Origin of the sequence: Neisseria sp. HMSC067H09, assembly GCF_001814135.1 — a bacterium.
In the GTDB taxonomy this organism is placed as follows: Bacteria; Pseudomonadota; Gammaproteobacteria; order Burkholderiales; family Neisseriaceae; genus Neisseria.
Genome location: NZ_KV814867.1, coordinates 1 through 10,285, shown reverse-complemented (window position 1 = coordinate 10,285; position 10,285 = coordinate 1). Strand labels below are relative to the sequence as shown.

The window sequence follows — 10,285 nt, the reverse complement described above, 5'->3', positions numbered from 1 at the left end:
AAGTTGCACTTCAAATGCGAATCCGCCGACCTTTATTTTGGGTGCGGAGTAGGGCGGGTCGTCTGAAAGGCGGCTTGCCCTAGCCCGTTAAATCATGTTAGGTTATGATGTTTCTTTTTAATATGTGAACGGATGGTCTGAGGGTCGTCTGAAACGGAGAAAAGGCATGAATGCCGTAGTGGTTGCAGTAATCGTTATGCTCGTGTTGTCGCTATCGCGGGTACACGTCGTATTGAGCCTGACTGTCGGTGCGTTCGTCGGCGGACTGGTGGCGGGAATGCCGCTGGAAAACGTCGTGGATACGGCGGGCAATGTAACGCAGTCGGGGATTATTCCCGTGTTTAACGAAGGCTTGAAGGGCGGCGCGCGGATTTCTTTGTCTTATGCGATGCTCGGTGCGTTTGCGATGGCGATTACCTATTCGGGGCTGCCGCAGCAGCTTGCGGGCGGCATTATCCGCAAACTCAACAACAGTCAGGATGCCGCGAAAGGCGAAAGTTCGGTGAAATGGACGCTGCTGCTGATTATTTTGGCGATGGGCATCATGAGTCAAAACGTCGTGCCTATCCATATCGCGTTTATTCCGATGATTATTCCGCCGCTTTTGCTGGTGTTTAACCGTTTGAAAGTCGACCGCCGCCTGGTGGCGTGTGTGATTACGTTCGGTTTGGTGACGACTTATATGTTCCTGCCTTACGGCTTCGGTGCGATTTTCTTGAACGACATCCTCTTGGGCAACATCAAATCTGCGGGCATGGACGTAAAAGGCATCAGCGTCATGCATGCGATGGCGATTCCTGCGCTGGGTATGGTGGCGGGGCTGCTGGCGGCGTTTGTCCACTACCGCAAATCACGCATTTATCAAACCAATACCGTCGATACGGAAGACAACCGCGAAGCATCCGAACAGCCCCAGCCTTCGGCTTACCGCAGTCTGGTGGCGGCGGTGGCAATCGGCGTGTGCTTTGCGATTCAGTTGATGTATGAAGATTCGCTGGTTTTGGGCGCTATGCTGGGTTTTGCCGTCTTTATGATGCTCGGCGTGATGAACCGAGACGCTGCCAGCGATGTATTCGGCGAAGGCATCAAAATGATGGCGATGGTCGGTTTCATCATGATTGCGGCGCAAGGCTTTGCGGCAGTCATGACCGCGACAGGCGAAATCAAACCGCTGGTCGAACACAGTATGCAACTTTTCGGCAGCAATAAAGGCATGGCGGCATTTGCCATGTTGTTTGTCGGATTGTTGGTCACCATGGGCATCGGCTCTTCTTTCTCCACTTTGCCGATTATTACCGCGATTTATGTGCCGCTGTGTATCAGCCTCGGCTTCTCGCCGCTGGCAACCGTCGCCATCGTCGGTACGGCGGGCGCATTGGGCGACGCCGGTTCGCCAGCGTCCGACTCGACGCTCGGCCCGACCATGGGTTTGAACGCCGACGGACAACACGACCACATCCGCGACTCCGTCATCCCAACTTTTATCCACTACAATATCCCGCTGATGATTGCCGGCTGGATTGCCGCGATGGTGCTGTAAATGAGCGAAATGGACGAATTGGAACACCGCATCACCGAGCTGGAAATCCAAACCGCGCTTCAGGAAGACTTAATCGGCAGCCTGAACGATACGGTGGCGAAAATGCAGCAGACGCTGGATTTGCAGCAGGCGCAGTTGAGGCTGCTTTATCAGAAAATGCAGGACAAAGGCGCAAACGGAGAGCGCGAACCTTACAGCCTGCGTGATGAAATTCCGCCGCATTATTGAAGCGGAAATATGAAAGAAGGTCGTCTGAAAAACCTGAATCAAGGTTTTTAGGCGACCTTTTAGCGTTATCAATATCTCGCCATCGTCCCATCCACCAGCAAAGCCCAAGCATCAATCCCGCCTTGCAGGTTAAACAGATTTTCAAAACCCGCGTCCGCCAGATACATCGCCGTATGCAGGCTGCGGATGCCGTGGTGGCAGTAAACGACAATCGGCAAATCGTCGTCGGGCAGCTCGTTTTGGCGCAGCGGAATCAGGTTCATCGGGATATGGATGGCGTCAGGCAGGGCGCAGACGGCGGTTTCCTCGTCGGTGCGCACGTCCAGCAGATGGAACGCGCGGCCTTCTTCCTGCCATTGTTGCAGTTGCAGCGGGGTGAGTTGCGGGATCGTCATGATGTTGTGTGTGTGAAATGATGGAGACGATGAAAGGTCGTCTGAAAACGTTTCGCCATGTCCGGCTGGTTTTCAGACGACCTTTGATTTCAAAAAAGATTAAAAATCGAAATCGCCGAAAGGACGGTTTTCTTTGTCGTCCAAATGCGCAACCAGCGTGTCGAACAAGACTTTTTCTTCAAATTCGCCGCCCTTGCGCGTAATCAGCAGCGCGCGCTGTACCGGCCGGCGGCCGACGATGACTGCCATGCGGCCGCCGTCTTTCAACTGTTCTTTCAATACTTCAGGCACGCTATCCACCGCGCCGCCGACGTAAACCGCATCAAACGGCGCGCCCGCAGAAGGCTCGGTCAGCCCGTTGTTTTGCACATAATCGATATTGTTCAAAGCCAAGCCGTCCAATACTGCTTTGGCGCGGTTTTGCTGCTCGGCATCGAGGTCGTCTGAAACCACTTTACCCGCCAGTTTCGCCAAAAGTGCGGTCGCATAGCCCGAACCCGTGCCGATTTCCAAAACCGTATCGGTTTGGGTCAGCTTCAAACCCTGCGCCAACCGCGCTACGATTTTCGGCTCGAGCATCTTATGTCCGTTGGCAAGCGGCAGCTCCATGTCGGCATACGCCAAACCCTGCAAAGACTCGCTCACGAAACGCTCGCGCGGAATCTCCTCCAAAGCGTCCAAAACGTCAAAATCCAATACATCCCACGGACGGATTTGCTGTTCGACCATATTGAACCGCGCTTTTTCAAAATCCATTTTGTGCTCCGTTAAATAATTGTTTTAGCAATGGCAGACATTATAAAACCACACTCCCGCCGCGCCAACTTCAGCGCGCGCCGCCCGCCCGTTTTTTCAGTCTCAAGCCGCCTGACGCGAAGCCTTAAACCGTTTCGCCAAAATCTTCGCCAGTTCGCCCAAATACAAAGCATCCGTCTCATCAAACTGAGCCAGATGTTCGCTGTCCACGTCCAATACACCGATACAGAGGTCGTCTGAAAACAGCGGAACCACAATTTCCGAACGCGACAAAGACGAGCAGACAATATGGTCGGGATGCGCGTTCACATCCTCGACGACCATCGTCTCGCCCTTCGCCCAAGCCTGACCGCACACCCCGCGCCCGAACGGAATCCGCGTACACGCCAAAGGCCCCTGAAACGGCGCCAAAACCAATTCGTCCGTACGCGTATCGACCAAATAAAAACCCACCCAAAACCAGCCGAATGCCTCCTTCAAAACCGCCGCCGTGTTCGCCAAATTCGCCACCCAATCCGTCTCGTCCGCCACCACAGACTCAATCTGCGGCAATACCTCCCGATAAAGCGCGGCCTTGTCCGAAGCCGAAAAATGAAGCGCGTGCATAGCCATGTCCTATATATGTGTATATCAAGCAGTTATTATAAAACAGGTCGTCTGAAACAGCATTTCAGACGACCCCGGGCATCCCGTTTCAAGTTGCTAACCCGTCGCATATCCACTAAACTTCACGTTACATCACGCTACACGCAGCGTACAGCCAAAGAAACACAACACGGAGCAAAAAAGATGTATCACCAAATCGGAATGTGGGATCAAAAATGGGTCATCGGCAACTGGAAAATGAACGGCCGACTCCAAAACAACAACGCACTCATGCACCGCTTCCGCATCATGCCCACCGCCGAACGCGTCCTCATCGGCCTTGCTGCCCCGACCGTTTACCTGTTGCAACTGCACAACGCCATGCAGATTGTCCTCAACAACCGCATCCTTACCTGCGCCCAAGACGTCAGCCGCTTCCCCAACAACGGCGCCTACACAGGCGAAGTTTCCGCAGAAATGCTCGCCGATATCGGCACAGACATCGTCCTCATCGGACACTCCGAACGAAGCCTCTATTTCGGCGAGAAAAACGAAATCCAACGCCGCAAAATGGAAAACGTCCTCAACGTAGGCCTCATTCCCCTATTGTGCGTCGGCGAAAGCCTCGAAGAGCGCGAAGCCGGCAAAGAACACGAAGTCATCGCCCACCAACTCTCCGTATTGCATGGACTGAACACCAAAAACATCGCCGTCGCCTACGAACCGGTATGGGCAATCGGCACCGGCAAAGTCGCTACCGTAGAACAAATTGCCGACATGCACGCATTCATCTACAAAGAAATCTTGTCTTTGTGCGGAAGCGATGTTAAAATCCGCGTTCTTTACGGCGGAAGTGTGAAAGCAGACAATGCGGCCGACATCTTCGCAGTACCTCATGTAGACGGCGCATTGGTTGGCGGCGCGTCATTATCATATGATTCATTTACCGCCATCATCAACGCAGCGCAAGCCTCGTAGAAAACATATGGAAGCCTTTAAAACCCTTATCTGGATTATTAATATTATTTCCGCTTTGTCGGTGGTTGTGTTAGTATTGCTGCAACACGGCAAAGGCGCGGACGCAGGCGCGACCTTCGGGTCAGGCAGCGGCAGCGCACAGGGCGTATTCGGTTCCGCAGGCAACGCAAACTTCCTGAGCCGCGCAACCGCCATCGCAGCGACTTTCTTCTTCGCAACCTGCATGGCAATGGTTTATATCCATACCCATACAAACAAACACGGTTTGGACTTCAGCAACGTACAACAAACCCAGCAGGCACCTAAGCCCGCCGCTCCCGCTGAAAACCAACCCGCACCTGCTGCACCCGCTCCTCAGCAGCAGAAATAAAAGTTTTCAAAATGCCGACATGGTGAAATTGGTAGACACGCTATCTTGAGGGGGTAGTGGCCGTAGGCTGTGCGAGTTCAAATCTCGCTGTCGGCACCAACACACAAAAACGCTTAGAAATTCTAGGCGTTTTTTTTTTTGTTTAATCCTGTCTAATGCCATTAACCAAGCCCAATAAATACAAGGCTTGCAGGCTGATTACTATCCTGCCGTCCTCTTCCTGATTGTATAATTCCGTCTAATTCAGCTTAATTGAAGTAACCAAAATTTACGGTATCTTTTGCGGTATCTGAAAAATACCTCGAAAAAATACCTCGAAAAAATACCGTAAAAATGAAGCTGAACGACCGCCAAATCAAAAACGCCAAGCCCACCGAAACAGGGAAAAAGACCAAGCTGTTTGACGGCGGCGGATTGTATTTTGAAGTTACCCCAGCAGGCGGGAAAATTTTCCGCCTGAAATACCGTATAGATGGCAAAGAGAAAACATTTACTATCGGCAAATATCCGACCGTATCACTGGTAGAAGCCCGCCAAGCCGCCGAAAATGCCCGCCGCTTACTTGTATCGGGCGAGACCCCAGCGAAGCCAAGCAACAGGAAAAGCGCGAACGGCAAGCCGCCGCCCTTAATACCTTTGAAGCCATCGCCCGCCGATGGCATACCAATAACCTACACCGCTGGAAAGAAAACCACGCCGCCCGTATTATTTTCGACTTTGAAAAGGTGTTTCCCTTACTGTCCGCTTTCTTAGCGGTTTTTTTATTTTCGATTAGCTGATGCGATACACGAAACCTTGTCAGATATTTTGGATTTATTCATGAATGAAATCCAATGGCGGCCATTCCTCACTCAAAGGCGCGACAATTTCAAACGTCTGACCTTGATAGTCGAATTTGATCTTCCATGCATGGAGGAACATCCTCGATGCAGGCTTCCCGCCGTAGAGCATATCGCCCAAAATCGGACTGCCCAAACTTTTCATGGCGACACGGAGTTGGTGTGTTTTGCCCGTATGCGGATGCAGGACGAACAGGCGCAGGCTGGGTTCTAAACTGTGGCTGCCAAATTCGGTCACGGCGGGATTTTCCATGCCGCGCGTCAGTTTCCATGTGCCGCGCCGCGATTTTTCCATATCGCCTTTGATCCAACCTTGCTTCTTAGACGGCTTGTCCGTTGCCAGCGCCAAATAAGTTTTACGCATGGTTTTGGCGGCAAACTGCTGCGCCAGCGCCGACGCACTTTGCGGGTTCAGGGCAAACAACAACACGCCGCTGGTCAGCTTGTCCAATCGGTGCAGCAGCCAAACCTGCTCAAGGCCGAGTTGCGCCGCCAGCGTCTGCGTCAGGCTGACTTCGCCCTCCTCCTGATGTACGGATACGCCGCAAGGTTTGTTGACGGCGACAAAATCCGGATGCCTGAATAAGATTTCCCACATTTCAGACGACCTATTTCAACATAATGCCGCCGCCGGACAAAGTGATGGCGCCCAATACGCAAAACAGTACGCAGGCGGAAATCCGCACGGCTTTGGCGGGGATTTTTTTCATCAGCATATCGCCCAAATAAACCACAGGGACGGTTGCCAACATCAATCCGGCAACGCTGCCGAGTACGACCATGGATAAGGATTGGTATTTTGCCGCCAGCAAGACCGTGGCGATTTGGGTTTTATCGCCGATTTCCGCCATGAAAAACAGGAAAACCGTCGCTCCGAACGCGCCGTATTTGAGCCAACGGCTGTCCGGGTTTTCATCTTTATCGGGCAGGAGCAGCCACAAGCCGACCGCGATGAAGCTGATGCCGACGACCCATTTGACGGTATCGGGGGAAACGGTTTCCGCCAGCCATACGCCGACAAATGCGGAGACCAAATGATTCAGTAAAGTGGCAATGAAGATGCCGGAGACTACCGCGTTTTTCTGGGCGAAACGAGCGGCAAGGAAAAGGGCGAGCAGTTGCGTTTTATCGCCGATTTCGGCAATGGCAACGCCCAACATTGAAGAGAAAAATGCTTCCATAAGATACTCAACCGAAGCGGGCAAAAACAAAAAGCGTTGCACACACCGCCCGCAAGGGTATGGACAACGCTTACGTCTTGCCTGTCTTCCTGTTGTCAGGAAGATGCCGCCACCATGACTGATCTTTGTCGAACTCGGTCAATTATGTTGATAACGGCTCTGATTGTCAGTGAAAATCAGATGGCTACTCCCGTAAGAGTGTGCGCATTATAAAGATGGAAGGGGAGGGATGCAATAAGTAATTGGCGGCTAAGGGGTCGTCTGAAACCTTGGAAGATGGTGAAAGAGATTATGCTATGATGCCCAAAGGTCAAAATCCACCGGAGTATTAATGCAAAAGTATTGGATATTGTGCATCGTTTGTCTTTTGGTATGGTGTGCTGTTTTGAGCTGGCTGCATCTATGCGCAGTCAATGTGGAAAAAAGGTCGTCTGGAACCCTGTCTTCTGCCGATATTGCTGTTGTCTTGGGTAATGCTGTTAACCGCAGAGGAAAACCGAATCCTTGTTTGCGCTCGCGGGTTGAAGCTGGTGTCAGGCTGTATCGGCAAGGTAAGGTGGGCGAATTGCTGATGAGCGGAGGAACGGACAACGACGGCAGCAATGAAGCTCAAATTATGCGTGATATGGCAGTAGAAATGGGTGTACCGTCGGAAAAAATACGGTTGGAAGAACATTCGGAAAGCACATATGAAAATATCGTGCTGAGTGTACCGAAGCTATGGGATGCGAACGAAATCATCATTGTCAGCGATGCTTTCCATCTCGCGCGTGCCTCTTGGCTTGCTAAGCGCTACTGGCAGGGTAAAACTGTTGAATTGTATGCTTCAGGGGCGTGCGGTGATTCGACGTTAAATTATTTGCGCAAACTGTCTCGGGAGGTGCTTGCATGGGTAAAGGCGGTTGCACTTTACAGTTAGGGGCTGACTATTATTTTTTTATAATAGTAGATGGCCATGCTTTTGACTGACTAGAATCTCAATATGAAGAGGTCGTCTGAAAACCCAATTTCAGTTTTCAGACGACCTCTCTTAATATTTCCTGCCGATTACATTCCGGGGAACATTCCTTTCATACCCTTCATGCCTTTTGCCATACGCATCAGTTTGCCCAGTCCTTTTCCACTGAACATTTTCATGACTTGTTGCGATTGTTCAAACTGTTTGAGCATTTTGTTGACTTCCTCTACGCTGGTGCCGGCGCCTGCGGCAATGCGGCGTTTGCGGCTGGCTTTGAGCAGGGTTGGGTTGGCGCGTTCTTTGGGTGTCATGGAGTTGATGATGGCTTCGACTTTACCCATGGCTTTTTCTGCCGTGCCTTCGGGAATTTGTTTGGAAATCTGACCCAGTTCGCCCGGCATTTTTGACATCAGGCTTTCCAGTCCGCCCATATTGCGCATTTGCTGGATTTGTTCTTTAAAGTCATTGAGGTCGAAGCCTTTGCCTTTTTGCAGCTTTTTCGCCATTTTGGCGGCGGCTTCTTCGTCTATGCCTTTTTGGACATCTTCAATCAGGCTCAACACGTCGCCCATACCGAGGATACGGCTGGCGATGCGGTCTGGGTAGAAGGGTTCGAGTCCTGTGATTTTTTCACCGATACCGATAAATTTGATGGGTTTTCCGGTGACGTGGCGCACAGACAATGCCGCGCCGCCGCGTGAATCGCCGTCCATTTTGGTCAGGATGACGCCGGTCAGCGGCAAGGCTTCGTTAAATGCTTGTGCGGTGTTTACAGCGTCTTGGCCCAACATGGCATCGACGACGAATAAGGTTTCTACAGGATTGACGGCTGCGTGCAGCGCTTTGATTTCATTCATCATCTCTTCGTCAATCGCCAAGCGTCCGGCGGTATCGACCATCAAGACGTCGTAAAAGTGTTTTTTTGCATAATCAATCGCAGCAGTGGCAATTTCGACAGGTTTCTGATTGGAATCGGAAGGGAAGAAGTCAATGCCGACTTGCTCAGCCAAAAGGCGCAACTGTTCGATGGCGGCAGGGCGATACACGTCGGCTGAAACGACCAAGACTTTTTTCTTCTGTTCGTTTTTCAGCAGGCGGGCGAGTTTGCCGACGGTGGTGGTTTTACCCGCACCTTGCAGACCTGCCATTAAAACGACAGCAGGCGGCACAGCCGCCAAGTCTAAAGAGGAATTTTCCTTGCCCATCAATTCGATCAGGGCTTGGTTGACGACGCCGATAAAGGCTTGGTCGGGCGTCAGGCTGCCGGCAACTTCCTGCCCGAGGGCTTTTTCTTTGACGTTGTTGACAAATTCTTTTACGACGGGCAGGGCTACGTCCGCTTCGAGCAGGGCAAGGCGGACTTCCCGCAGCGCCTCTTTAATGTTGTCTTCTGTCAGTTTTGCTTGACCGCGGATATTTTTGAAAACTTTACTAAAGCGGTTGGTTAAGTTGTCTAACATGCTTGTCCTTGGTAATGATAATAGCTGCCCTGTTCGGGGCATTCTTTGCTAAAATAAAATTGAGATTATTTTACACTATCGCGTGCGGTTATGTATGCGCGCCAAGAAAGTTTGTTATGCCGACTATCCTGATTTGCCTGATACTGGTGTATGCCGGATTGGGTATATTCGTTTGGTTCAATCACAAGACCCGAGAGATTAAAGATTATCCCCTAAAAGCCGAACTGGCAGTTTTGGGTGCCGCGTTAACTATGCACGGTGCCGTATTGCTCATGCCCGTCATTCAAGACAAAGTATTGATTATGGGCTTCGGTTATTCCGTCAGTTTGATTGTATGGTTGATGCTGCTGGTGTATTTCGTTGGTAGTTTTTTCTATCGTCTGCGCGGATTGCAGCTGCTTTTATATCCATGTGCAGCGTTTACCTTGTTATTGGGTGCGCTGTTCCCTGGGAAATATGTCGGTTACCAAATCAATGATTTGCCGTTTATGTCGCACATTGGTACATCGTTGCTGGCATACGGTTTATTCGGTATTGTGACCTTGTTTGCCGTTTTGATTTTGCTGCTCAACCGTAACCTGCATAGGCGACGTGTTTCCAGTTTGTCCGGTTTTCTGCCGTCTTTACTGAGTTTGGAAAAGCTCATGTTCCAGGGGATGTGGGTAGGTTTTATCTTATTAACCTATTCGGTTGTCAGCGGGACATTTTTTGCAGAGGCTGTATTCGGTAAACCCGTTACATTTACCCATAAAACCGTATTCGGCATTCTCTCATGGATAATTTACGGTGCGTTGCTGCTTAAACACAGTATGACGGCATGGCGGGGCAAAAAAGCAGCCGTTTGGACAATCATCGGATTTGTCAGCCTAATGTTCGCTTATGTAGGAAGCAAGTTTGTATTGGAAATCTTGCTGCAGCGTTAAGGTGAGAGATATTTGGTTAATAGCGTATTTAGATTAATAAAGGTCGTCTGAAAGGGATTTCGGACGACCTTT

Annotated in this window: 12 protein-coding genes, 1 tRNA gene and 1 pseudogene; 8 read left to right on the top strand and 6 right to left on the bottom strand. The window is 51.0% G+C overall.

Annotation, left to right across the window (positions count from 1 at the left end; genetic code table 11):
* Window positions 1-166 precede the first annotated feature (166 nt).
* Window positions 167-1,540: a Na+/H+ antiporter family protein gene (locus tag HMPREF2954_RS02420; protein WP_045072835.1), complete on the top strand. Its 1,374-nt coding sequence runs from the start codon at window positions 167-169 to the stop codon at window positions 1,538-1,540.
* Window positions 1,541-1,768, top strand: a complete 228-nt coding sequence (locus HMPREF2954_RS02415) for a SlyX family protein (protein ID WP_003742919.1) — start codon at window positions 1,541-1,543, stop codon at window positions 1,766-1,768. It abuts the gene before it with no gap.
* Window positions 1,769-1,836: 68 nt separating this feature from the next.
* Here the strand turns inward: HMPREF2954_RS02415 and HMPREF2954_RS02410 are convergent, their stop codons facing one another.
* The 3 genes from HMPREF2954_RS02410 to HMPREF2954_RS02400 all read right to left on the bottom strand — a co-directional run bounded on the left by HMPREF2954_RS02410 (window position 1,837) and on the right by HMPREF2954_RS02400 (window position 3,525).
* Window positions 1,837-2,163, bottom strand: coding sequence for a rhodanese-like domain-containing protein (locus HMPREF2954_RS02410; RefSeq protein ID WP_045072836.1), 327 nt, complete (start codon window positions 2,161-2,163; stop codon window positions 1,837-1,839).
* A gap of 99 nt (window positions 2,164-2,262) precedes the next feature.
* Window positions 2,263-2,919 carry a protein-L-isoaspartate O-methyltransferase family protein gene (locus HMPREF2954_RS02405; RefSeq protein WP_045072837.1) on the bottom strand — a complete coding sequence of 219 codons (657 nt, stop codon included), beginning with the start codon at window positions 2,917-2,919 and terminating at the stop codon, window positions 2,263-2,265.
* A 102-nt stretch (window positions 2,920-3,021) separates the two neighbouring features.
* A complete protein-coding gene (locus HMPREF2954_RS02400; protein ID WP_141755620.1) occupies window positions 3,022-3,525 on the bottom strand; it encodes a GAF domain-containing protein in 504 nt (167 codons plus the stop codon).
* A 183-nt stretch (window positions 3,526-3,708) separates the two neighbouring features.
* Between HMPREF2954_RS02400 and tpiA the strand changes: the two genes are divergently transcribed.
* The 4 genes and pseudogenes from tpiA to HMPREF2954_RS02380 form a co-directional block, all read left to right on the top strand.
* A complete protein-coding gene (tpiA, locus tag HMPREF2954_RS02395; RefSeq protein WP_003759302.1) occupies window positions 3,709-4,482 on the top strand; it encodes a triose-phosphate isomerase in 774 nt (257 codons plus the stop codon).
* Between the two features lie 7 nt (window positions 4,483-4,489).
* Window positions 4,490-4,852, top strand: a complete 363-nt coding sequence (gene secG / locus HMPREF2954_RS02390) for a preprotein translocase subunit SecG (protein WP_045072839.1) — start codon at window positions 4,490-4,492, stop codon at window positions 4,850-4,852.
* 13 nt (window positions 4,853-4,865) lie between these two features.
* A tRNA-Leu gene (locus HMPREF2954_RS02385) sits at window positions 4,866-4,951 on the top strand.
* A 234-nt stretch (window positions 4,952-5,185) separates the two neighbouring features.
* Window positions 5,186-5,592: pseudogene (locus HMPREF2954_RS02380) on the top strand (tyrosine-type recombinase/integrase); the annotation flags it as partial.
* 73 nt (window positions 5,593-5,665) lie between these two features.
* Here HMPREF2954_RS02380 and HMPREF2954_RS02375 read toward each other — a convergent pair.
* Window positions 5,666-6,289, bottom strand: a complete 624-nt coding sequence (locus HMPREF2954_RS02375; RefSeq protein ID WP_045073070.1) for a TIGR01621 family pseudouridine synthase — start codon at window positions 6,287-6,289, stop codon at window positions 5,666-5,668.
* Between the two features lie 10 nt (window positions 6,290-6,299).
* On the bottom strand, window positions 6,300-6,872 hold the full coding sequence (locus HMPREF2954_RS02370) for a TMEM165/GDT1 family protein (protein WP_045073072.1): 573 nt from the start codon (window positions 6,870-6,872) through the stop codon (window positions 6,300-6,302).
* Window positions 6,873-7,203: 331 nt separating this feature from the next.
* Between HMPREF2954_RS02370 and HMPREF2954_RS02365 the strand changes: the two genes are divergently transcribed.
* Complete coding sequence (locus HMPREF2954_RS02365; RefSeq protein ID WP_045073073.1) at window positions 7,204-7,791, top strand: YdcF family protein; 588 nt, start codon at window positions 7,204-7,206, stop codon at window positions 7,789-7,791.
* Between the two features lie 128 nt (window positions 7,792-7,919).
* On the opposite strand, the gene ffh is transcribed toward HMPREF2954_RS02365, so the two are convergent.
* On the bottom strand, window positions 7,920-9,290 hold the full coding sequence (gene ffh / locus HMPREF2954_RS02360) for a signal recognition particle protein (protein WP_003780112.1): 1,371 nt from the start codon (window positions 9,288-9,290) through the stop codon (window positions 7,920-7,922).
* A 116-nt stretch (window positions 9,291-9,406) separates the two neighbouring features.
* Here ffh and HMPREF2954_RS02355 point away from each other — a divergent pair, with 116 nt between their 5' ends.
* The gene (locus tag HMPREF2954_RS02355) at window positions 9,407-10,213 is read left to right on the top strand and encodes a cytochrome C assembly family protein (protein ID WP_045073077.1); all 807 of its coding nucleotides are present in this window, start codon (window positions 9,407-9,409) and stop codon (window positions 10,211-10,213) included.
* The last annotated feature ends 72 nt before the right edge of the window (window positions 10,214-10,285 follow it).

Bases quoted from the DNA above. Each gene is read 5' to 3' on its own strand.
- HMPREF2954_RS02420 (WP_045072835.1), top strand. From the start codon at position 167: ATGAATGCCGTAGTGGTTGCAGTAATCGTTATGCTCGTGTTGTCGCTA.
- HMPREF2954_RS02415 (WP_003742919.1), top strand. From the start codon at position 1,541: ATGAGCGAAATGGACGAATTGGAACACCGCATCACCGAGCTGGAAATC.
- HMPREF2954_RS02410 (WP_045072836.1), bottom strand. From the start codon at position 2,163: ATGACGATCCCGCAACTCACCCCGCTGCAACTGCAACAATGGCAGGAA.
- HMPREF2954_RS02405 (WP_045072837.1), bottom strand. From the start codon at position 2,919: ATGGATTTTGAAAAAGCGCGGTTCAATATGGTCGAACAGCAAATCCGT.
- HMPREF2954_RS02400 (WP_141755620.1), bottom strand. From the start codon at position 3,525: ATGCACGCGCTTCATTTTTCGGCTTCGGACAAGGCCGCGCTTTATCGG.
- tpiA (WP_003759302.1), top strand. From the start codon at position 3,709: ATGTATCACCAAATCGGAATGTGGGATCAAAAATGGGTCATCGGCAAC.
- secG (WP_045072839.1), top strand. From the start codon at position 4,490: ATGGAAGCCTTTAAAACCCTTATCTGGATTATTAATATTATTTCCGCT.
- HMPREF2954_RS02375 (WP_045073070.1), bottom strand. From the start codon at position 6,289: ATGTGGGAAATCTTATTCAGGCATCCGGATTTTGTCGCCGTCAACAAA.
- HMPREF2954_RS02370 (WP_045073072.1), bottom strand. From the start codon at position 6,872: ATGGAAGCATTTTTCTCTTCAATGTTGGGCGTTGCCATTGCCGAAATC.
- HMPREF2954_RS02365 (WP_045073073.1), top strand. From the start codon at position 7,204: ATGCAAAAGTATTGGATATTGTGCATCGTTTGTCTTTTGGTATGGTGT.
- ffh (WP_003780112.1), bottom strand. From the start codon at position 9,290: ATGTTAGACAACTTAACCAACCGCTTTAGTAAAGTTTTCAAAAATATC.
- HMPREF2954_RS02355 (WP_045073077.1), top strand. From the start codon at position 9,407: ATGCCGACTATCCTGATTTGCCTGATACTGGTGTATGCCGGATTGGGT.